The following is a 22494-nucleotide window of genomic DNA, read 5'->3' on the forward strand; positions in this document are numbered from 1 at the left end:
CAATAATGATGATAATGAAACAGCGGATATAGGCAGGGTCAACGTTGAATACAAATAAACCATTGTATTGGCATCAAGGTTTGTTTTTACAACCGAATCATTTCCAGTACCAAGATTCATATAACGAGTTTATCCAGTCTGTTATTCGCCGCACAGTTGCACCTATGGCTTGGGGAGTGGCGGGGCTAAAACTTGATAGCTCTGGCCTTGAGTCTGGGTTGGTCAGTTTTGACACATTGAGAGCTTTGCTGCCTGACGGGGTATTGTTTTCATTTCCTGAAAATGCGCGTTTAGAAGGTCGTTTGCTCGACAATAGCGTTTGGCCTGATCGGAATAAGCCTATATTAATTTATTTAGGTCTGAGAAAAAGAAATGAAGAGCCGTTGGTGCAAATAGAAAGTTTAGTGAATGGCACGACTAACACCAATAGTCGCTTTATTGTCGATGCCCAAAATGCCAGCTTAAGTAATCGTTATGAGCAGTCTGACAGTGTTGATGCACGAGTACTTTCACTTGTCGGCAAGCTTTGGTTTGAGACTGAGTTAGCTCAAGCAACAGCTTACGACTTGATGCCTGTTATGCGCTTATTACAAGAGGGCGATCAGATCAAAGTTGACCCTAGCTTTATTCCGCCTTGTATTACATTACGGGGGGCAACCGCTTTAGTAGATTTACTGCGTGGTGTACGCGAAGAAGTTCTGTCAAGAACCCGCCAGTTAGAAGATTATAAACAGCCTGCAACTACTTATACGGTATCAGAATTTAACCCAAGACAGATGCGCTACCGTTTAGCGCTTCAAGTCTTGTCTCGTTATGTTCAGTCTTTAAGTCATTTATTAGAGATTCCAGACCTTACGCCTGAGCGTGCCTATAGCTGTATGCGAGAGCTTATAGCAGAGCTGTCTGTCTTTACGCCTTTAAGTTCAGTCACGGGGGAAATTGCTGCAGAAGGCATTCAGCTCCCTAGCTACAATCATCTGAATTTAGGTCTTTGCTTCACAACTGCGCAAACCTTGATTCACCGCTTATTAAATGAGATTACTGTTGCCGCAGAAACGCTCGTTAAGTTTGATAAAACTAGTTCCTCTACATTCAGCGGCGAGCTACCTAATGCAATGCTTGAGCGGAAAGGTTTATGTTTCCTTATCGTGCGCACAGAGTTATCACAAGATGCTTGGCTAGAAAGTTTCCGTTTATATTCGAAATTGGGTGCTAGTTCTCAAGTTGAGCTATATGAGGCTAGGGCCTTGCCGGGTCTAGGTAAAAAACTGCTAACAAGCAGACCTGAAGGTTTGCCCAATAGACCAAACTCGCACTACTTCAGCATTGATGTTGCTTCAGGCTTATGGCAAAGCGTCGAATCCGACCGTGCATTAACCTTAATTTGGCCAAATGCACCAGACGACCTACGAGTTGAACTGGTTTTCTTAAGGGGATAACGGATGCACTTAATAGACTGTTTCATTGATGCTTTAGTGTTTGTCCGCCAGCAAGTAGAGCTTATCAAACAAAAGCAACACATTGAATTTGAAAGTACTCGACTAAATATTGAAAAGTACTTAGCTGAAAAGGCGTCTCTTTATATTGAGGGAGGCTATCAAGAGGAGCATTACGATCAAGCGCGCTTCGCAGTCGTTGCATTTATAGATGAAAGCATCTTGGGTTCAGGTTGGCAACATAGCCGAGAATGGTCTGGAGACTTACTGCAAAAGAGCTATTACAGTACAGCTAATGCTGGTGTGGAGTTTTTTGATCGTTTAGCCAGTCTTAATATGATAGATCCAGCACACAGAGATGTTCGAGAGGTTTATTATTATTGCTTATCAATGGGCTTTACAGGACGCTATTTTGATAGCTCGCAAAAGCAACAACTCGAGCGTATTAAACAAGATACTTTTCAGCTACTAATGGCTGGGCAACCTCATCAACTACAAGAAAATTCAACACTGTTAATGCCATCGGGATACCCTCCTGTCACATCACAAACTTTAAAATCTAGAAGGATTCAGCGCACACCTTTTATTTATGGTGGGTCTATTCTTGTGTTAATCATCGCTTACGTAGCAATGAAACTTGATATTGTGGGTCTGGCTAATCATTTGGTTTCGTTAATTTGAAACGTCAAATAGAGCATCAACAGGCAATTTTTAACAGTTAACAATAAGAAGACGGGCCGTGAAAACATTTCTTCGAGTATTGTTTTACATTCTGATCTGGTTTCTGATTTTTGTAATCGTAATTGGCGTCGGATTATTTTTAGGTTTTAGCCCAGAACAAGGTGCCTTAGCAGGTGTAGGCCTTTTTGCAGCTTGGGTTTTATATCGACTAATTAAACGTCTTTTAATACGTTTGCATGCAAAAGGCCGCATTAAGCAGCTGATCCGTTTAGGTCGAGCAGAAGAGGCTGAATCGGCTGTAAAGGCGGACACTTCGGGTCTAGAGCGTCGTTTTACCCATGTGTTACGTTTTTTAAAGCGTAGCCCATTAACTCATGCCTCTGACCCTCTATACCAACTGCCTTGGTCTCTGGTATTAAGCGGTAAAGAGCAAGAAACTGATACTTTAGTTCAAGGAGGGCGCTTAGTATTACCTTCTGGTCACAAAGAGATCTTTACGGGGAATGAGTGTCAAACCAACTGGTGGTTGCATAATGGCGGAGTAATAGTACAAGCGCCTGTTGCTGTTACAGCCTCTAGTGGTAGTATCCATCCTGAGTGGGGGCGTTTATTAGAGCTGTTATCATCTAAACGGCCTGCTGAACCCATTACTCATGTAGTTGTAAATGTATCGTTGCTTGAACTGATTTCTGGTAGTGAAGATAGCCTATACCAGAAAGGGCTTGTGTTACGAGAGCGTCTTGATCAGCTGATTCAAACCTTAAAAGTCAATGCGCCTGTTTATCTGGTTTTCACGGAGCTGGATCAACTGCAAGGCGGAAAAGCATTATTACAACATCTACCAGAGAACTTGAAGAAACAAGCGCTTGGCCAGCATTTTACAACCGACCTTGAGGTAGAAACAGAGCTTAAAGTTTTAGGTGCTTTGGATAAAGTGACGGAGCAGCTAAAACAGCTGAACCTAGAGCTGATGGGGCGAGGCGTAATAGAAAATGAAATGTTTTTATTACCTAATGCGCTAAACGGTTTAAAAGGTAATATCCGTTCACTGATCAGTGGCGTTTTCCAAAACAGCGTATTTCAAGCTTCTCCCGTCTTGCGTGGCGTCTACTGGATGGGGGTTGAGGCAACAGATGAGGATGCTGAAGTTTCTGACGGCTTGTTTGTACAAGATTTTTTCATGCAAGTTCTACCCAATGACCGAGGCTTAACAGAAAAAATTCCAGCAGCCGTTCGAGCTGAACGTTGGATTAAAAACCTTTGGGTTGCTGGCTTTCTGGGCGTTTCCGCTATGGTTTGGTTAGCACTGGTGTATGCCTATGTGGAAGATAAGAGCTTTATTGATAGGCTAAAAGTTGAATTTGCAGGGCAAATTGTTCAGCGCAGTGACTTAGCCGGCAACATCAATAATGCTGATCAGTTGTCGTCCTTGATTACCCAGCTTGATGAACATCATTTTTTCCCTTGGCTTGATGATAGCTCAGAAGAACCTGTTTTTATCAGCAAACTGAAAGCAATATATGTTGATCGTGCTTGGAATGATGTCGTCATGCCGATCGACCGACGTATTGAGCGCGCTTTAAACAAAGCTTTATTTGGACAGCAATTATCACCTGAGGCCGCAGCTCAAGAGATTGCCCGTTATGTGGGCATACTGGTACGGGAGATTAATATCCTCCAAGGCTTTCTAGCAGGCAAAGATTTGCAGTCTTTAAGTGAACTGCCACCACTCTATCAAGCTGAAGACCGTATGTTGCATGAGGAGCTTGCAGAATCAGAGCTAGACTTACTCAATCAGGTATATTTGCAGATGCTAGTTTGGGCATCTAGTACCGATAACTTTGATGCGACCTTGCAGCGTAAACAAAGGTTATTGAAGCGTATTTTAGCGGATCATCCTGATAATTTAGATTGGCTGATTAACTGGGGGAATACCGCGGGAAAGTCCGATGAGGTCAGGCTAGCAGACTTTTGGCAAGGAAGTCTGCCCCTTGACCGTTCTATTCGGGTTGCCCCTGCTTTTACTCTGGCGGGCAAAGAAAAGATTGATGACTTTATCCAGCAAATCCTCGCTTCAGAACAAGGAGTCGAGCAGATCAACGCTTTGATTCCTGGATTTAAAGAGAGCTATCAAAAGCGATACCTAGACGCTTGGCAGCAGTTTGCCTTAAATTTTTATAAGGGTAGTGCAACGCTATCAGGCCCTCTAGATTGGCAAAGTGCTATTGATAGCCAAGCCACCAGCAAGAACCCATTTTTCAACTTATTAAATAAAATGGCAGAAGAGCTTGCACCTTTTTCTGATATGGAAGAGATGCCAGACTGGTTGTTCATGGTGAACTATTACCAGCAGATGCTTACTTATTCACCTAGTGATGGAGGTGGCAGCAACAATGGTCCTTTGGCCAAGCTGGCATTGAAAATTGTTGGTAAAGCAGGCGCTGCGGGAAAGGCGGTAGCCAGCGCGGGTAAGTCGGCCATGAAAACCCAAAAAAAATTGGGTAAAGGAAGTAAAGGGGGCGGCCCATCAGATGAAGAGCGTTTAGCAGCTCTAGAACAATCGGGCTTACTGTTAAGTGAGTACATACAACTGATAGAGTCTGTTGTGTTTAACTCTGCTGTGCGCTCAACCTCTTTTACCAGCATCTCAACAATTTATGCCCACCCTGATGACCCCGCAGCGGGTGAAACGGCATTAGCTGGTGCTTATGGCAAAATTAGAAGCTTGCATGGCTTACTGGGTAAACGTAATCGACAGAACGAAGCATTCTGGGCGGTCTTCTCAGGCCCAACTCAACTGTTTCGTGACTATATGACCGAAGAGGCTGCATGCGAGTTACAAGATCGCTGGGAAAACCGTTACCTAGCAGCGATTCAAGGTGTTCCAGCCTATAAAAAAACAGATTTTCTTTATGGTGAAGGAGGGCAGCTTTGGGGCTTTCGTGATGCTGAGTTAAGTCAGTTTGTAAAATCTAAGTTTGGTGCGGGCTATGTTGCAACCCGAGCAGCGGGACAACCATTTCCTCTAAAAACAGAGCTGATGGAGTATTTAAGTCGAGGTGATGATTTCCGTAAGCAACAACAAAGTCAATATACCGTATTGGTGAAAGCGCAGCCGACATCTGCCAATGCCGAAGCCAGCTATTTACCTCAACGCACTCTATTAGAATTACAGTGTGATGCTGGTGTAATGCAATTAGAAAACTTGAACTTTGCTAAAGATAAAGCCTTCATCTGGGATAAAAGTTGCAATGATACGACGTTGCTGATCAACATTGGTCGCTATACTCTGGAAAAACGCTACCCTGGTGCACAAGGTTTTGCCTTATTCCTGAAAGATTTTCAAAGTGGTTTACGCCGTTTTGTACCTGCGGACTTTCCAATACTTGAAGATCGTTTAGTCGAGTACAAAGTGAAATATATTGATGTACGCTACCAGCTTAGAGGCCACCGTCCTGTAATTGCGACCTTAGCAGCCTCAGAGTTAGAGCCTCCTCGTTATATTGCTCAGTGCTGGAGTCCTTCAATATGAGTCTTGCACCAGAGCTATTGTCAGCACTGATGATCAATCCCAGCGAAAATGAAGCTGACTTACCCTGCAAGATACTTTGCCTTGGTCATTACTCTGGTCGAAAAGTGACAGCGTTACAGCCTTTGACTTTAGATTGTGCAATGCCAGAAAGAACTTTGGCCTCTCTTGCAATAGAAATTGACTTTTCACCTCTCTTCCCTGATTGGCAACAGCCTTACACCATTCAGTGCTTAGAAGATTTTAATCCAGATCGGCTATTGATAAATATTCCAGCCTTGGCTCAAGGTATTCAACTGAGAGATGATTGGCTGTTTTGTGATGAACTGAGAAGATCAGAAATATCTGAGAAGGTCGCACAGTACCTACTCAACTACCAACATGAACTTGAGAATGTAGATGATCCGGAGTCAGTTGGAACCTATCAAGAGTTTCTATTCGCTGACTTAGAGCAGCTACTTTGCAATTTGCTGGATCAAGTTCTGCATTATCCTCCATTACAGCAGTTAGAGGCTTGCTGGCGACAGCTCTATGCGCTTGCGGCATCATCTAGGCATCATAAAGCATCAACCGTTGTGATTCTGGACTGCGACAGATCCTTATTGGAGGACGAGCTGCTAGGGCATGGCAATTTACAGGACAGCAATTTATTTGACCACGTCTATAGTCATGAGTTAGGTCAGTATGGTGGCCAACCTTATACCTATATTGCCTGCGACTTTGCATTAACACGTAGCGAGCAAGACCTAGATTTATTAGCAAAACTTGCATTGTTAGGGCAAGCAGCTCATTTACCTATCGGCGTACCTGTACAACCTCATTTTTTGGCTGTTGAACGTTATGATCAGCTGCTAAATGAAAATATATCTGAATGGTTTACCAGCCCGAGATTGTTGAAACTACGCAACCTCTGTCAACACAGCAGCAGCCGCTATTTGTTTATGTTGATGCCCAGAATGGTGCTGCGCTCACCTTATAAAGGGCTTTATCAGCATTTAAACTATCAAGAGAAAACTGATACATCAGGTCATCACCTACTATGGGGCTATGCAATATACTCGCTTGCGGCCAATATATTGAACGCCTTTGAACAACAGAAGGCGTTTACACTTCTAACAGGGAGTGAGTGGGGACAAGAACGTCTTTGCCAGCCTTATATTGACCCCATTGATGACATTAAAATTGCACCTCTGGAAATTGATTTTCCTGTTTCTCTTATCGCAGACTTGGCAGATCAAGGTATAACGGTACTGTCGCCCTTGAGTGAGCAAAAAAGTCACTTTTTTGCCCAGTTAAATAGTCTACACACTTTGGCTGATAGCAAAGATGTATCGCCTGATAATCAATTACCATACTTGCTTACACTCAGCCGTATTGCTCATATGCTGAAAATGCGTGTTCGAGAGCAAATAGGCTCTCTGGATGACCCTCAAGCATTAAAACAAAAGCTAGAGCGCTGGTTAAAAGCATTTGTTGTCGATTTAGAAGCCCCCGCTCAAGAAGTGATGATGAAAAAGCCGTTTAGGGCGGTACATGTCAGCTTTGAAGAAATATCGCAGCAAAGCCCAATGCAAAAGATAGATGCAGGGCCATTAGTATATGCAGGTCAGCTACGCGAGATGGCGCTTAGTATCCAATTCGTGCCACATCTGCGCTATTTGAATCAACAGTTTAGCTTGTCATTAGAGCTTATGTTGAAGGAGTCAGACAATGGCTAGACCAGGCTTCGTAGCGCTTACCAGCAGTATTCAAGGCTTACTCTCTGGACCAGAAAGCCAGATAGGCCGTTCAGGCTTGTCCCAAGTGCTGGCTTTTTCTCATAATGTGGAAATGCCGCTTTCAACAGATACAGGGGTTTTTGGTGGCCAACCCATGCACCGCCCTGTAGTGTTTGTAAAACCCATTGATGCAGTGTCGCCACAACTCTATCAAGCGCTGTGTGAGCGCGAGCGTTTGAGTAGTGTTCTATTTTTTTGGACGCAGTTTAGTACACAAGGCCAAATCGAGTTGCTCTATGAAATAGAGCTGCGGCAGGCAAGGGTAATCAGCTTAAGCCCTGAAATGCCAGACTTACGCTTTGGCGAACATGATGCTCTACCTTACCTTGAAAAAGTAGGCTTGATTTACGAGACAATTAATTGGCGTTATGGGCCTAGCGCAGAATCTGAGTACCAGACTAAAGCAGAGGTGGGCAAACTATGAAACCCAGTCTCCTTGAGCGTTTGAATCAAAAATCAGCTTCAATAAGCCGTACTCATGATGCTCACAAACAAGCGCTAATAGTTTTATGGCAGTCTATTGAGCGTCACTTACAGCAACTCTTGAATACACGTCATGGTGCTTGTGCCTCTCAGCCTAGCCTTGGGTTGCCTTTGGTTTCGCCGTTGTCATTGCAAGGCGATAATCCGCAAGCGAGACAGCTTTGCCAGGTCATTCAAGGGCAAATTGAGCGGTTTGAGCCTCGCTTGACACAGGCCAAAATAGAAATAGTGAACCCAATCAATGATACCAATGCTCAACAGATTCGTTATCGACTAAGCGCTTATGCGCTCACGGCACAAGAGACTTGGTTATTAAGCTACCGAATCAATATTGATGGCGACGGGATTTTTAAAGTGTCGCTAGAGGCAAGTCAGTCAACAGGACAACGTAGCAGCAATGATACAGGGCTGATGGTAAAACTATGACGGTGAAATTCTAATGGCAAAAATTGATCGCCTTTATCAAGATGAATTATTCCGGCTACAGAATCTGGCGGCAGAGTATGCGCGCCATAATCCTTCGCAAGCAGGGCGCTTAGTTAGCTCGGGTACTGATCCTGATGTTGAGCGTATTTTAGAAGGGGTTGCATTTTTAACCGCAGGTTTACGAGCTGAACTAGAGCAAGATCAAGGTCAGCTGTTAAACAATTTACTGCAAGTGGCGGCTCCAGAACTGTTACGGCCATTACCCTCGATTACTTTGATACGTTTTACGCCAAAGCAGGCTCTTAAAACAGAACAGATACTAAAAATAGGAACCCCTGTTTCAGGTCTCAATGCCAATGGTCGTCGCTGTGAGTTTCGAACATTACAGTCAGTGCGTTTATGTCCCATTGAGATCAGTGCGGTACAGCTTCAAAGTAGTAAAAGTTTAGAACCTGGCAAATACAAACTGAGCTTAACTTTAGACTGCCATCAAGGGGGTATAGAACAGCTAAGAGGACAGACGTTGCCTTTATACCTACAAGGTAATAGTCAACAAATAACCCAGATTATGGGCAACTTCCTGCATCATAACGTGGCGTTTGATGCCCAGTTTGGCGAGCAACAACAGTCTTTAAGCCTAGATGATTTTTATCAGGACACTGCCCTAATGCAGTGGCCTATGGTACAAGATGAAGCGCCAGAACTGCCGGCACAACGCATTCTTCAGCGCTACTTTATGCTACCGGAATTGGCTCAAGGTTTAAGGGTTGAGACTGACTTTATTCCTCAAAATTGCGACGCTAGACGCTTAACCTTGAACTGGTACTTTGACCAAAATACACAATGGCCTTCAGTGGATTTAGCTCAAGTATTTCAGCTTTTTGTGGTACCCGCGATTAATCTGTTTCAACGAGAAGCTCCACCTCAGGTTCGAGTATTACGCCAAACTGAAACTTTATTAGCCCCCAGAGCCAGAAGTGATGAGCAGCTGTCTGTATATAGCATTAAGCAAATATTTGGACAGTTTAGAAGTCGTGTAGAGGCGCATGAATACCGTCCGTTTTGGCAGCAGGGGCTTTCCGATTCTGGGCTTTATCAAGAACGTCTAAGTACACATCCTGTTGATAATAGCTTGCAGCTTTCCGTAGTTTTGAGCGGACATGAGCTATCACAAGAGCAAGAGATGATTCGGGCGGCGCTATTATGCAGCAATGGTGCAGATACTGTAAGCCTAGCTCCGGGTGCATTGAGTGAGCACACATCAGGTTCACCTGAGCTGGCAGATTTCTATAACTTACTCACCCCAACGCCTTACCGTGACGCACTACCTTCAGAGAAAAAACAGCGTCAATCTATACAACAGCTCTGCGGTAATCTACTAGGAGGGTTAAATTTAAACGCCTTGCACAATAGTTTAAGGCAGCTTGCGGCATTGGGTAGTCCTGATCAAGCCCGCTATCAAGTCAGTTTGCGTAAAATTGACTCTATCAAAGCTGTTGAAATCTGTATTACCGAGCGTTTGGTTGCGGCACACTCATTACGAGGTTATCAGATTAAATTAACGCTTTCTGGAGATCATTTTACCTCGGGGGGTGAAATGAAAGTGTTTCTACACCTCTTACAGCAATTCTTTATCAACTTGGTGCCAGTGAACTATTTTTGTGAGCTGGTTGTAACTGATCAACAAACAGGGGAAACGATGCAATGGCAGCCAATGCTCGGCAAACAGTTGCTCCTGTAATACAGGATATGTTGACCAACGGGCATCAATATCAGCTTCTACAGGCCTATCAGTTACTGATGATGGCAGGTGCTATATCTGATGACCCGACTGCTTTAGCTCAGCCTGTACGCATAGATATGCGGCCTTCTTTGCGGATGGACAGTGCGCGTAGTGTAATCGAGCGCATTGTTCAGGTTGCTGATCAGCATTTTTGTATTGAGCTAAATATACTTAACTTATATGGCCGCAATAGCGTTTTACCGGCTTATATCAGTGAATATCTCTTACAAGCAGAGCAGCAAGAGAGTCCGCAGGCACGGCTTTTTTTAGATCTAATTAACCAACGTATCTATGAGCTTCAACTTGAAATACTACAGCGTTCACTATTGGTGATTGAGGCATCAAAAGACTCAGAATCCAACCCGAGAATGGCTTACTTTGAACAATTATTAGCTATATCTGGTTTAGGTGGCATTGAGTTTTCAGACCCTCAATTACAGCAAAATCGATTACGCTATTTCAAGTTATTTGCCAGTCCATTCCGTTCTGCGGCAGGCTTGGCAGCGCTGGTCAGCGACTATTTAGATCAAATACCTGTACAAGATGAGCAATGCTCTATTCGGAATGTCCATCTACCTAAGTCGGCTCAGCTAGAGTTAGGCCAACAGAAAAAAGCGTTGGGTACAGGCACTCTATTAGGACATCAATTACAAGAGCGTAATGGTGCTTTTACTTTAGTGATAGGCCCTTTGTCATTTAACAAGTTTGATCAATTACTGAAAAACCATCAGCAGTGGCAAACGTTGCGCCAGCTGATTCGACTATATCTACGCCAGCCCTTGCAATGCGAGCTGGTATTTCAGTTGCAATGTAATGAACAGGACAATACACAAACGGCTTCTCAAGGTTGGGGCCAGTTAGGACGCAATGCATGGTTGATTCAACCCAATTTTTCACCGGGCAATCATCACGCCTATCAATTACAAGCCCGCATCGCACTGGATTAAGTTGGAGAATGTTATGAGCTATCGCGTAAAAAATATGATCAGCTGGTTGCTTCTAGCGATTGCAGGGATCTTGATTCTGGTGTGGGGTTACCAAAAAAGCACTGAGTCAAAAGTCATTCGTATCGCAACAGCTTCAAAAGGCGGCTATTACTATGAGTATGGCATGCTATTGAAGCGACAAATTGAGAAGAAAACAGATTATGAAGTTCAGCTATTGGTCACCAGAGGTTCTGTCGATAACCGAGGTAAGCTCCTATCAAATGAAGCTGATTTTGCCATAGTCGGTACGAATTCAGTTTCAATGCAGAACTTGTTTATTGTCGCACCATTATGGCAAGACTATATGCACTTGGTTGTACGTAAGGGCAGTAAAATCAACTCAATGACTGAGTTAGCGGGGCATAATGTCGCTTTAGGTACACAAGGTTCAGGCTATCGTGCCCAGTCGATGAAAGTTCTAGAGCACTTTGCTTTAGATGCCGATCAATTTGGTATGAATGATCTTTACTTTACAAAACTACTCAGCGATACAGCGCTAGAAGGTGCAATTGTAACAACAGGCTTATTAAACCCAGACCTACGGCAGGTCATGTCTAGCGGTTTATTTCGCCTTATCCCATTAGAAGGTGCTGAAGGTTATGCGCTTAACCACTCTCAACTGACAACTGCACAGATTCCCGCAGGTGTATACAGTGCCGTAAATGGCCCAGTACCTGCGGTGCCTGTTCAGACCATTGCAACATATGCAGTAATGGCATCCAGAACGGGTTTACCCGAAAAAATGGTACAAGCAGTGTTGGATCAGCTGAATACTGATGAGATGCGACGTGATGCGCCTGTGATGCTCGACATTAACCCAACTCAAGATAATGTTTTACGCTATCTACCACTACACCCTGTTAGTACGCGTTATTATAACCCATTCGTTGGCTTGGATAACTTTTCACGCCTACTGGGGCAAATAGCAGAACACAAAATTCTTATTATAGAAATGCTGATTATCGGTGCCGTGGTAATCATGCAGCTTGGACAGATTCGCCGCCGTCGTAAAGAGCAAGTAAGAGTGAATATGGCCGCAGAACTAGAGTCTCTATTTAGCAAAACAATTGAGATAGAAGGGGCACAGAAAGAGGCGCGAGATTGGCGTTTATTAAAGCAGTATTTAGTTGAGGTGATGCGCTTGAAGCAGCAAGCCGTCAGCTTGGTACAAGGATCTGAACTGGCAGAGTCAGTGCTCTTCCTAAGTACGATTCAACAGTGTGCAGATGTTATGAGGCAGATCGAGTGGAGACTCTCTGCAATGCAACTTACGGAGGTCGCGAAAAAGGAGGTTGAAGCGACACGAGCCAGTTTATCGGAGTAAGCGATGTCGGAAAAGTCCGTCAAGCCGCAGTCCTCTTTAGCAAAGCGCTTAGGTATCACACTGGTTTTTGTATTGATGTTCAGTGTGGGTTTAAGTGCACTGCTTAGCTACTTTAACTTTGAGAAAAAGCACCAGCAACTTGTGAGTTCACGCTTGCAAGTGATGCTGGATGAGGTGCGCGTTGCTATCGACCAAGGTACTTCCCTTGGTCTTCCTTTGGAATCTCAAACAGAGATTTCTAATCATTTGCATAACCTGACGCTTACAGATACCTCTATCCATATTGCTGCAGTGATGAACATGGCACAATCGGCCTTGTTCAGCGTGGGAGATGTTGAGCAAGTTACGGCACATATTCCCGCGCAGTGGTATCAGGCTCATGCCGATAACCAGAGCAGTCATGCCTTAGAAATTGAGTCCTACTTGTTGGTTGCTGAGCCTATTCTTAATAATTTTGACCGACAGACTGGTTTGCTTATTTTAGCTTACGACAAGCAGGCTTATATCCAAAAAAACCAACAGTTACTAACCGCATTGAACTATCAAACCTTGTTGAGCATTTTGGCTGGTGGTGTAGTTGGCTTATTACTGCTAATGCTATTGATGCGCCGCATGAACAAGATGATTCAACGCTTGAATCTGGCACTAAAACAGAACCTTTCTGGCCGAGGGCAAGACTATGCTCTAGATGAAAATAGTGACCATTTAGAGTATCAATACCAACCGCTTCATCAGAAAATTCGTGACTTGAGTCCTGTGAGTAGGCCGATACCAGAGGAGAAGAAGCAATGAAACAATCCTCTATAGCAAATAAAGTGGTAGGCATTGCGGTGGTTATTATAGTGCTTTGCACCGCACTGAGTGCTTGGTTTGCTTTGCAGCAAATTAAAACTTCTTTGCAACCTGCCGAGCAAGAAAAAGCTTCTGTACTGGCACTATCAACAGAGCGACTGATTAATAAAATGATGGGCTATGGCATCCCTTTTCAGCAGATGGGCAAGCTGGATGAGGTGTTGGAAAGCCGCTTACAGGGACATCATGACTTACGCTTTTTAGCCATCACGAAAACGGATGGCACTATTCTCTATCAAGCTCATAACAATATAGGGAAAAATGCAGATCAAACTGTCTCCACAGCCCTAGAGGGGAGGCTTCAACACATTCAAGATGCACAAGCACTGTTTGTACTTTATTCCTATGACTTAAGCTACAACGGTCAAAATTTGGGGCAGATATGGATCGGCTTTGATCTTAATTTTATGCAACAGGTGTTTGAAGAGATTGGCTATGACATCGCAACTATTTTGGTTGTCTCGTTGCTACTGGCAATGGAACTATTGATGTTCATTACCACCTATCATATTCGCACTCCCCTTTCAGGCCTAACACAGATGTTGGGGCAAACCGCGCAAGGGGACTATCGTCAGGTGATCCACTTTCCAGGTAAAGATGAGTTATCGCGTTTAGGCAATCAGGTTTCAGAGGCCATAACTCAGGTTAGCCAATGGCTGAGCGTACAAAATCCTAAGGGTCAGTACCAACTGCCAGAACAGAAACCTGAGCAAGTTGCACTGACCAAACTCTCATTTGTAAGACCCCCTCTATTCTTGGTAATTTTTTCTGAGTCGATGTCGCTCTCGTTTTTCCCCGCCTATGTAATGTCGGTATATAAGCCTATTGAGGGGCTATCAACGAGCATGGTGATAGGTCTGCCTATCTCATTATTCATGCTGATATGGGCATTATCCCTGCCTTTCGCAGGGCAGTGGTCTGACCGAGTAGGGCGACGAACAGCATTTATGGTTGGTGCAGGGTTAACCGCTATAGGCTTATTGTTAACTGCACTTTGTACTGACCTTTGGCAGCTATTGGTGGTGCGCTCCATTACTGCAATTGGCTACGGTATTGTGTTTATTACCGCCCAAGGTTATGTCACTGACAACACCACTATGGCCAATAGAACCCGCGGCATGGCAATGTTCTTATCAGGCTTTTTCTCAGGCTCTCTTTGTGGTGCAGCAATTGGTGGCATATTGTCTGACCGAATTGGCTTTCAATGGACCTTTATACTTTCTGCGGGGCTTTCGCTTATGTCTGCCCTATTTGTTGTACAGTTTTTTGAGGCGAAAAAGAAAGTTGCCGCACAAACGGCAAACCCAGCAACGCAGTTGTCGTGGCGCGATTTTGCATTGCTCTTCAGCGACAAATATTTTCTACTGATTACCTTCTTATCTGCTGTTCCTGCCAAATTACTGCTCACGGGTTTTCTATATTACTCTGGCCCTGTTTATCTTAGTCAATTGGGAGCTAATCAATCCGCTGTTGGGCGGATATTAATGGCTTACGGTTTAGCAATTGTTTTAATCTCACCCCTAAGTGCATGGCTGGGTGATAAGTTAAAGAAGAAAACAGCTTTCATCATCTTCGGAGGGGCATTGTCTGCGGTGGCTATTCTATTTGTGTACCTAGTCGATGGCATTGTAGGTATGTTTGGCGGAGTCTTGCTATTAGGCATAGCCCATGCCGTTGGTGTTTCACCTCAGCTGGCACTATTAACTGAAAAGGTCAGAATGAGAGAAGGCCTAACTCTTGGAAAAACAATTGGTATCTTCCGGCTCACAGAGCGGATTGGTAATATTGCAGGACCTATTGTAGCTGCAACTCTGATTAGTTTTTTAGGCTTTCAGTATGCATTTCTTTGGCTAGCCAGCGGTGTAGCAGCCAGCTTGATGCTCTTGGTTGTGCTTTATTTGTTGTTCAAAACCTTAGATAAGCCTGTTCCTGTGATGGCTCAATAGCAAAAAGGACTCGTTAATGAAAGTCAAAGCCATTGTATTCAGTTTATTGTTAATGCTCAGCAACTTTAGCTGGGCTCAAACCGATGCAAACTCCTCAGCTAATCTATCGGCTGAGCCTGCGGCAAAACGTGTTTATATGGTGTTATGGCGTGGTATGACCGATGCAGAGCGAGGCTTTATTGATTCAATGCTTAGCCACAACCCATCGGTTGAATTGATCATTCGTAACGCTAACAAGAATAAAGCTAATCTCTCTACAATACGCGCTGATATTTTGCGCCAACAACCCGATTTGGTTTACAGCTTTGGAACAACGGTCACAACTGTTTTGGCTGGCACAGAACAAGGGCGTCAAAAAGGCCTACATATTACCGATATCCCTTTAATCTTTAATATAGTTGCAGACCCAATGGGCGCAGGGCTTGTTTCTAACTATCGAGCACCCGCCTTTAATGTCACAGGCACCTCACACTTAGTACCTATGGCAACCCAAGTAGCGGCTATGCAAGAAATAGAAGGAGTTGAAACAGTTGCCGTAATCTACAACTCCAAAGAGAAAAACTCTTTATTACAAGTGGATAGCCTAAAAGCTGCAATAGAGGCTGCTAAACTGAAGCTTGTCGAATACCCTTTAAATAATACTGCCGATGCTAATGCCGCAGAAAGCTTTGCCACTCTGGCGCAACAACTTAAACAACAGGGGGTAGATATTGTCTATATGCCCTCAGATTCTTATTTAATATCCCATGCTAAAACACTTGTCAAAGCGGTTCATGATCAAGGTATTCCAGTGTTTTCAGCTACAGAAGAACCTATCCGTTCTGCTGGTGCTTATATGGGTGTAGTGAGTCGTTACTATAATGTGGGGCAATTTGCGGCCTACAAAGCAGAACAAATACTATTTGACGGTAAAACGGTGGCACAAGTGCCCGTGGAAACGCTTAAACGCTTCAGCTTTATCGTCAATATTGCCGCAGCTAAGCAGCTAAATCGCTTTCCACCAGTAACGATCATGCAAACTGCCGAGGTGGTGGGAGAGTAAGTCTCTCTTTTATCCGCTATTTTTTTTGGCTATACCTCCAGTAGAGCGAGATACTCTAGCCTCTACTGGCTAAGCCCATTGGCAGAAAAATCTGCTACAATTCGCGACCATTACTTTATGCCCCTATATTGTCACTCACTTGGAGATGGACTTTGACTCAATTTCGTCCATGTATCGACCTGCACCAAGGGCAGGTTAAGCAGATTGTTGGCGGTAGTCTAACTGATCAAGGTGCGAGTACTAACTTTGTCAGTAGTTATGACGCAGCTTATTACTCTAAGCTTTATCAAAAGCATCAGCTTACTGGCGGGCATGTTATTGCCCTTGGCGCAGGTAACCAAGAGCAGGCACTGAGCGCTTTGTCTGCTTGGCCTAACGGATTGCAGTTTGGTGGTGGTGTTAATAATGAAAATGCAGCTAGTTATTTAGAAGCAGGTGCATCTCATGTCATTGTAACCTCTTACTTGTTTGAAAACGGCGAATTCAGTTGGGAGCGTCTAGAAAAGATCAAGCAAGAAACAGGGATAGAACGCCTAGTTTTAGATTTAAGCTGCCGTAAAACAGCAGCAGGCTGGCACATTGCAACTGACCGCTGGCAAACAGTAACCTCGTTAGCGGTTAACAATGAGACGTTGCAAGCTCTGAGTCAGCATTGTGCAGAGTTTCTAATTCATGCCGCTGATGTCGAAGGCTTGCAAGCGGGTATTGATGAAGATCTAGTTCGATTACTAGGGCAGTCTTGCCCTATTCCTGTTACTTATGCAGGTGGCGCAAGAGCCTTGGCTGACTTAGCACTAGTACATGAGCTGTCTAATGGCAAAGTTGATCTCACAATAGGCAGTGCACTGGATATTTTTGGCGGTAAAGGCATCACTCTAGCAGACTGTATTCAGTGGAATCAGCAGCACCTTGACTAACCCCTAAAGTTGACAGTGGCTACATTGCCGCCACTGTCATTGACTCGATATTTTCTATCAGTATCCTATACACCCTGCTTTTATAGGGTAAAAATGCTCTGAACCCTATAGTTCTAAAAGCTATAAAAAAATAGCAATTTATGCCTTTGATCAGATCTGATATAGGCGTTAAATGAAGGAAAGTATAATAAAAAGGACTGGCGGCTTTGCCAGCACACGAGATTTAGCACCTATGCCTAATACCCCACAGACGTTGCGCCCCTCAACTTATAAGACCCTGCTTTACACCTTTATTATGGTGATGAGCGTAGGTCTGGTAACAACATTTTTCTTCTCTCAGTCATTTAAAAAACAAACAGTGCAAGAGCTAGCAGAAGAAAATGCCCGAGAGCAAGCTGAGATTGTATTTCGCACTATTTGGCATGGCATGTTAAAAGGCTGGTCTAGGGAGGAAATGAATAACTTTATCCACTCTCTTGAGCTGAATAATAGTGATAGCAAAGTGCAATTAATTCGAGGGCCTGTGGTTGATGAACTATTTGGCGCTCATTTACCCTCACAAAAGCGGATTGCAGATGATCGCTTGATACAGCAAGTTATGGCCTCTGGACGTACTTATATTCAAGATGATGAAGGCTATGTGCGCTATTTATACCCCATAACCGCCGAACAAAACTGCTTGCAGTGCCATACCAACTCAGCAGTAGGTAAAGTGCATGGTGTTTTAGATATTCAATTTCCTGATCGTAAGTTAAGAGACTCTCTTAACCACACTATGAATTTTTATATTTTCTCCACTATTACCATGATGCTGCTGCTGTTCTCTGCTTTATTCATCATTGTCCGTATACGTGTGATACACCCTATACGAGAGTTGTCTAAGCAGATTCGAGAAGCTGTACAAGATGATCTTAGTGTGATTCGCTTAGATCCAGAGCGTTACCATCTGCGAGAGCCCTATACATTAGCTCACAGCTTTAATTTATTGGCAGATGAGTTAGAAGACTACCATGAGCAGCTGCGTGAAAGCTCCTATTTAGACTCAATGACAGGGCTGTATAACCGCCGTTACTTTAATGAACAGCTACCAAATATACTGAAGAAGGCTAAAAGTACAGAGCAAAGCTGTGCCGTTCTACTGCTAGACCTCGATCGTTTTAAAATCATCAATGACGACTATGGTCATGATGCAGGTGATCTTGCACTTATCCACTTTTCCCGTGTTTTGCAGCAGCAAGTCCGTGGTGGAGACTTAGTGATTCGTTTGGGTGGCGATGAGTTTGTGATCATCTTAACGCATACTGATCTGGCAGGTGTTTTAGCAGTTAAACGCAATATTGAAATGGCACTGGCGAGTCAAATAGCAGATCTAGGTAATACTAAGCGCTTCTTGGAAAGCAGTATTGGTTATGCGCTTTACCCTAATGATGCTATCAGTACAGAAGAGCTACTACGTCAAGCCGACCAAGCGATGTACGCAGCCAAGCGCAGTAAAAAAATGCGAGGTTGATAAAAGCCCAACGCAGTTTTTAACTACTAGAAAATTTGCATATAAACTGCGGCTAAGTGCTTATTGAATGATAACGGAATCACTCTTGAGGCAAGGGTTTTAAAACTCTGCCTCAGAGAGATTGGGACTGTTACTCTGCAAGTGAACGGCTGGCTTTAACAAGTGCTACTTGGTCTCTGCCGTTCTCTTTTGCACTATATAGCGCTTCATCAACATGATTAATTGACGACAAGACATCTACTAACACTTCACCTAAGCCCGCACTCGCCGTAAATTGAATGCGATGCTCATCAACTTCCACTACCTGTTGGCGGCAGTTGGTTAAGATGCGTTCAATCACTTTATAAGCCTCTGTAACGGAGGTTTCAGGTAGGGCGACGATAAACTCCTCTCCACCAAAACGGCCTATAATATCAGTGGTTCTTAGCTCTTCTTTTAATAGCTCAGCAAAGCGTATTAACACCTTGTCGCCAGCTTGATGGCCGTAGGTATCGTTTACTTTTTTGAAGAAATCAAGATCAAATAGCGCCATAGTTAATGGCCTATGGTAGCGCTCGGCACGGCTGAGCTCATTTTCAACCAGCGACATAAAAGAGCGACGATTCAACAGACGTGTTAAAGAATCTGTTGTCGCTTGCTCAAATAATTTCAGCTGCATATGCAGTTGTGACAGTTGGGCCCAAATCGCAATACCCATTATCACCCCCAGCAACCACAGGTTATTGAGCGATGCTAAGGTTAAGATACGCTGTTGAATGAGCTCGTCTGTCGACAATGTGATGATGGTAAACGATGCTAAAAGTATTCCTTCTTTAAGGGTTAAAGGAAATACGCAATGAATAGCAATAATTAAAAAAGGTAAAAAAGTATAGGATGCCAAACGCTCATCTAGTAAGTACTCCCCTAAAATAAACTGTGTTGATAGATGAAATAGTGCGGGGGTTACCATCAAGACAACAAGCCGAGTTCTGGCTTTATCTAGAGAGTGAATGTAAGAGGTTCTAACCCAAAGCCACAATAGCACCAAAGAGAACACTATACGTGCTACTACCATCTGCTGGAAATGTTCCCAAGGCAGAATAAGGTAGTCTACCGGAATCCATAAGGGGGTTAATACCGCAAATAAGAGCGCTAATAAACGCACTCTAGAGTTAATGTACTCAGCACGTACTAAGTTAAAATCTGAAGGGTGCTGCTTTAACCCAAACAGCTCGTAACCACGTACAGACTCAAATAAAAAAATAAGTTGCTGCCACAGAGAGAGGTTTAAGTGGTTATCATCAAACGATTTTATTGTTTTTCTATTCACACATACTCTCATCAATCTAATAAAACAGAACACTTTCAATCATAACGGTTAATCCGTTAGCTGCTGTACTTTAACCTAAAAATTTAAAAAAAAATGAAGCTGGCGAGACTGAACTTAATCAAGATCTCGCCGAATGCGTTTTTAAAGGGCGTTAATCATGACAATTGCAGTCTTCACCACAGTTTTCATCTTCAACCACATGAGTCTCAATACTGATATCTACCATGTTGCTAGCCCCAGGGCGCAAAACAATTATGCCGTACTCTGTTAAGGCGTCATCTTCATCTTCTGCACTACCAACTTCTAAAGTCAGTGCAGGGCCATCAAGATGCTCAGGGGATAATAACAGCGTAGCTGGTAGACCTTCATCCCATTCTAATAAAATTTCTGACAGTTCGGGTAGATCAATTACCTCACCAGAAGCGGTAACACCCTTAAGGCGTGGCAGGTTTTGTTTGATAGCAGACACAATAAGCTCCTGTGCAGTTCCTTGATCATTGAATTTTAACTCAGGACAGGAGCATACCAGAGTTTGCATGATGGCTCAGTTAACTTTTGGTTAGAAACATAGCGGGTACTCACTGACACCGCAATGAAGTTACTGTGTCAGTGAAAAAAAGAGAGGATTATATTGCGTCAGGCTGATGCTCTGGACGAGCCAACTTGAAAGTGTCTAACATTTCGCAGCGCTGATAGATTGCCATAAGGCGTGGAAAAGGAGATAGGTCAACATTAAAGCGTTGTGCGTTGAACACTTGAGGCACCAAGCAAAGATCAGCAAGGCTTGGGTTATCACCATGACAGAATGCCCCCGTGGACTTTTCTGCTAAGCGGGTCTCAAAGGCGGCAAAACCCTCCTCTATCCAGTGCTGATACCAAGTTGTTTTCTGCGCTTCGCTCACCCCAAACTCTGAGGTGATGTATTTCAAAACACGTAGATTGTCTACGGGATGAATATCGCAGGCAATTATCTGCGCTAAAGCTCGCACACGGGCACGGCCTACAGCGTCTTTTGGCAGTAAAGGGGTTTGCGGATAAACTTCATCCAAGTATTCAATGATTGCTAAGGACTGCGTTAATATCTCCCCTGAATCTAGTGCTAAGGCTGGTACAAAGCCTTGGGGGTTGCGAGCAAGATGAGGCTCGGCTTTATGCTCGCTTTTTAATAAATTAACGCCGACTTGCTCACAGTCTAAACCTTTTAACCTTAAAGCGATCCGCACTCGATAAGATGCGGATGAGCGAAAGTAATCAAATAGTTGCATCACACAGTTTCCGTATATGTCCGAAAAAACTGTTTTCCGGTCAGTGACCAGAAAACAGTTTTTTGTAACCAGCAAGATGGGCTAAAAGTGCTGGGGACACTTTTGAGTTAAACAGCTACATTAAATGACGAAATTAAACAACAGGGCTGTATTGCTCAACTGTTTGCTCAATAACACCAAATATGCTTTGGCCATTGTCATCATTCATTTCGATACGAATCTTGTCACCAAACTTCATAAACGGCGTGCTAGGCTTGCCTGTGTTAATGGTTTCGATCATACGAACTTCAGCTAGGCAAGAGTAACCTAAGCCACCATCTTGAATGGCAGAGCCAAAATCAGTGTTTTGTTTATTTGACACTGTACCAGAACCAATAATAGCCCCTGCGCCCATCGCCCGTGTTTTAGCCACATGAGACACCAACTGCGGAAAGTTGAAGGTCATATCCACGCCTGCATTGGCTTTGCCAAACAACTCGTCGTTTAAAGTCACTAACAAAGGCAAGTGTACCTTGCCGTCTTGCCACTTATCACCCAGCTCATCCGGTGTAACGGCAACAGGAGAAAATGCGCTAGAAGGCTTAGACTGAAAGAAGCCAAAACCTTTGGCTAGCTCAGCGGGAATTAGTCCACGTAAAGAAACATCATTAACTAACATAATCAGGCGAATTTTGTCTGCTGCTTGTTCAGGTGTTGCGCCCATTGGCACATCATCAGTAATAACAGCAACTTCACCTTCAAAGTCGATCCCCCAAGCTTCATCTGCCATACGAATATTGTCTTGAGGCGCTAGGAATGTATCAGAACCACCTTGATAGATTAGCGGGTCAGTCCAGAAACTGGGTGGCATTTCAGCATTACGGGCACGGCGCACTAACTCAACGTGATTAACATAAGCACTGCCATCAGCCCACTGATAAGCACGAGGCAAAGGAGAACTAACTGCCTTCTGATCAAAAGGAATCGTATTGCTTAATTCGCCGTTGTTGAGCTGGTCATAAACCACTTGTAGTTTAGGTGCAATCTCAGCCCACTGATCTAAAGCAGCTTGCAGCGTCACAGCAATATCTGAAACAACGACTGCTTGGGACAAATCACGAGAAACAACAACCAATTGGCCGTCACGACCTTGCTTTAACGTAGCGAGTTTCATCTTAAATTCTATCCTATTCTGAATTTCCGCATCGGAACTGAGAGGTTGTTACCAAAAAACAGTATTGGCAAATA

Annotated in this window: 18 protein-coding genes; 14 read left to right on the forward strand and 4 right to left on the reverse strand. The window is 43.9% G+C overall.

Annotation, left to right across the window (positions count from 1 at the left end):
* The first annotated feature begins 44 nt into the window (after positions 1-44).
* The 14 genes from tssK (at position 45) to B5D26_RS04585 (ending at position 18693) form a co-directional block, all read left to right on the forward strand.
* Entirely contained in the window at positions 45-1439 is a 1395-nt protein-coding gene (gene tssK, locus B5D26_RS04520; RefSeq protein WP_078744506.1) for a type VI secretion system baseplate subunit TssK, read from the forward strand.
* A 3-nt stretch (positions 1440-1442) separates the two neighbouring features.
* Entirely contained in the window at positions 1443-2117 is a 675-nt protein-coding gene (gene icmH / locus B5D26_RS04525; RefSeq protein ID WP_078744507.1) for a type IVB secretion system protein IcmH/DotU, read from the forward strand.
* A gap of 58 nt (positions 2118-2175) precedes the next feature.
* Positions 2176-5649, forward strand: a complete 3474-nt coding sequence (locus B5D26_RS04530; RefSeq protein ID WP_159445591.1) for a type VI secretion protein IcmF/TssM N-terminal domain-containing protein — start codon at positions 2176-2178, stop codon at positions 5647-5649.
* Positions 5646-7364 (forward strand): type VI secretion system contractile sheath domain-containing protein, encoded by a 1719-nt coding sequence (locus tag B5D26_RS04535; protein ID WP_078744509.1) that lies wholly within the window; start codon positions 5646-5648, stop codon positions 7362-7364. The genes B5D26_RS04530 and B5D26_RS04535 overlap by 4 nt, the downstream gene beginning before the upstream one ends.
* Complete coding sequence (gene tssD, locus B5D26_RS04540; RefSeq protein ID WP_078744510.1) at positions 7357-7848, forward strand: type VI secretion system tube protein TssD; 492 nt, start codon at positions 7357-7359, stop codon at positions 7846-7848. Before B5D26_RS04535 ends, tssD begins: the two co-directional genes overlap by 8 nt.
* Positions 7845-8333 carry a type VI secretion system baseplate subunit TssE gene (tssE, locus tag B5D26_RS04545; protein WP_078744511.1) on the forward strand — a complete coding sequence of 163 codons (489 nt, stop codon included), beginning with the start codon at positions 7845-7847 and terminating at the stop codon, positions 8331-8333. The genes tssD and tssE overlap by 4 nt, the downstream gene beginning before the upstream one ends.
* 13 nt (positions 8334-8346) lie before the next feature.
* Entirely contained in the window at positions 8347-10074 is a 1728-nt protein-coding gene (tssF, locus tag B5D26_RS04550) for a type VI secretion system baseplate subunit TssF (protein ID WP_078744512.1), read from the forward strand.
* Positions 10038-11063: a type VI secretion system baseplate subunit TssG gene (tssG, locus tag B5D26_RS04555; protein WP_078744513.1), complete on the forward strand. Its 1026-nt coding sequence runs from the start codon at positions 10038-10040 to the stop codon at positions 11061-11063. The genes tssF and tssG overlap by 37 nt, the downstream gene beginning before the upstream one ends.
* A gap of 13 nt (positions 11064-11076) precedes the next feature.
* Positions 11077-12426 (forward strand): TAXI family TRAP transporter solute-binding subunit, encoded by a 1350-nt coding sequence (locus B5D26_RS04560; RefSeq protein ID WP_078744514.1) that lies wholly within the window; start codon positions 11077-11079, stop codon positions 12424-12426.
* Between the two features lie 3 nt (positions 12427-12429).
* A complete protein-coding gene (locus B5D26_RS04565; RefSeq protein ID WP_078744515.1) occupies positions 12430-13218 on the forward strand; it encodes a hypothetical protein in 789 nt (262 codons plus the stop codon).
* Positions 13215-15224 (forward strand): MFS transporter, encoded by a 2010-nt coding sequence (locus B5D26_RS04570; RefSeq protein ID WP_078744516.1) that lies wholly within the window; start codon positions 13215-13217, stop codon positions 15222-15224. Before B5D26_RS04565 ends, B5D26_RS04570 begins: the two co-directional genes overlap by 4 nt.
* 16 nt (positions 15225-15240) lie before the next feature.
* Complete coding sequence (locus B5D26_RS04575) at positions 15241-16266, forward strand: ABC transporter substrate-binding protein (protein ID WP_078744517.1); 1026 nt, start codon at positions 15241-15243, stop codon at positions 16264-16266.
* A gap of 152 nt (positions 16267-16418) precedes the next feature.
* Positions 16419-17183, forward strand: a complete 765-nt coding sequence (gene hisA / locus B5D26_RS04580; protein ID WP_078744518.1) for a phosphoribosylformimino-5-aminoimidazole carboxamide ribotide isomerase — start codon at positions 16419-16421, stop codon at positions 17181-17183.
* A gap of 172 nt (positions 17184-17355) precedes the next feature.
* The gene (locus B5D26_RS04585; RefSeq protein ID WP_078744519.1) at positions 17356-18693 is read left to right on the forward strand and encodes a diguanylate cyclase; all 1338 of its coding nucleotides are present in this window, start codon (positions 17356-17358) and stop codon (positions 18691-18693) included.
* A 130-nt stretch (positions 18694-18823) separates the two neighbouring features.
* Here the strand turns inward: B5D26_RS04585 and B5D26_RS04590 are convergent, their stop codons facing one another.
* The 4 genes from B5D26_RS04590 to B5D26_RS04605 all read right to left on the reverse strand — a co-directional run bounded on the left by B5D26_RS04590 (position 18824) and on the right by B5D26_RS04605 (position 22420).
* Positions 18824-20002 carry a GGDEF domain-containing protein gene (locus tag B5D26_RS04590; RefSeq protein WP_159445592.1) on the reverse strand — a complete coding sequence of 393 codons (1179 nt, stop codon included), beginning with the start codon at positions 20000-20002 and terminating at the stop codon, positions 18824-18826.
* 151 nt (positions 20003-20153) lie between these two features.
* Complete coding sequence (locus tag B5D26_RS04595; protein ID WP_139776559.1) at positions 20154-20471, reverse strand: hypothetical protein; 318 nt, start codon at positions 20469-20471, stop codon at positions 20154-20156.
* 157 nt (positions 20472-20628) lie between these two features.
* Positions 20629-21267, reverse strand: a complete 639-nt coding sequence (maiA, locus tag B5D26_RS04600) for a maleylacetoacetate isomerase (RefSeq protein WP_078744522.1) — start codon at positions 21265-21267, stop codon at positions 20629-20631.
* 133 nt (positions 21268-21400) lie between these two features.
* Positions 21401-22420 carry a fumarylacetoacetate hydrolase family protein gene (locus tag B5D26_RS04605; protein ID WP_078744523.1) on the reverse strand — a complete coding sequence of 340 codons (1020 nt, stop codon included), beginning with the start codon at positions 22418-22420 and terminating at the stop codon, positions 21401-21403.
* Positions 22421-22494 lie beyond the last annotated feature (74 nt).

This window comes from Oceanospirillum multiglobuliferum, from assembly GCF_900167095.1.
Classification (GTDB): domain Bacteria; phylum Pseudomonadota; class Gammaproteobacteria; order Pseudomonadales; family Halomonadaceae; genus Oceanospirillum; species Oceanospirillum multiglobuliferum.

What these genes read in the sequence shown, in the direction of transcription:
- B5D26_RS04565 (WP_078744515.1), top strand. Translation starts at nt 12,430, where the DNA reads ATGTCGGAAAAGTCCGTCAAGCCGCAGTCCTCTTTAGCAAAGCGCTTA.
- tssG (WP_078744513.1), top strand. Translation starts at nt 10,038, where the DNA reads ATGGCAGCCAATGCTCGGCAAACAGTTGCTCCTGTAATACAGGATATG.
- icmH (WP_078744507.1), top strand. Translation starts at nt 1,443, where the DNA reads ATGCACTTAATAGACTGTTTCATTGATGCTTTAGTGTTTGTCCGCCAG.
- B5D26_RS04605 (WP_078744523.1), bottom strand. Translation starts at nt 22,420, where the DNA reads ATGAAACTCGCTACGTTAAAGCAAGGTCGTGACGGCCAATTGGTTGTT.
- tssE (WP_078744511.1), top strand. Translation starts at nt 7,845, where the DNA reads ATGAAACCCAGTCTCCTTGAGCGTTTGAATCAAAAATCAGCTTCAATA.
- tssD (WP_078744510.1), top strand. Translation starts at nt 7,357, where the DNA reads ATGGCTAGACCAGGCTTCGTAGCGCTTACCAGCAGTATTCAAGGCTTA.
- B5D26_RS04535 (WP_078744509.1), top strand. Translation starts at nt 5,646, where the DNA reads ATGAGTCTTGCACCAGAGCTATTGTCAGCACTGATGATCAATCCCAGC.
- B5D26_RS04585 (WP_078744519.1), top strand. Translation starts at nt 17,356, where the DNA reads ATGAAGGAAAGTATAATAAAAAGGACTGGCGGCTTTGCCAGCACACGA.
- maiA (WP_078744522.1), bottom strand. Translation starts at nt 21,267, where the DNA reads ATGCAACTATTTGATTACTTTCGCTCATCCGCATCTTATCGAGTGCGG.
- tssF (WP_078744512.1), top strand. Translation starts at nt 8,347, where the DNA reads ATGGCAAAAATTGATCGCCTTTATCAAGATGAATTATTCCGGCTACAG.
- B5D26_RS04570 (WP_078744516.1), top strand. Translation starts at nt 13,215, where the DNA reads ATGAAACAATCCTCTATAGCAAATAAAGTGGTAGGCATTGCGGTGGTT.
- B5D26_RS04560 (WP_078744514.1), top strand. Translation starts at nt 11,077, where the DNA reads ATGAGCTATCGCGTAAAAAATATGATCAGCTGGTTGCTTCTAGCGATT.
- B5D26_RS04575 (WP_078744517.1), top strand. Translation starts at nt 15,241, where the DNA reads ATGAAAGTCAAAGCCATTGTATTCAGTTTATTGTTAATGCTCAGCAAC.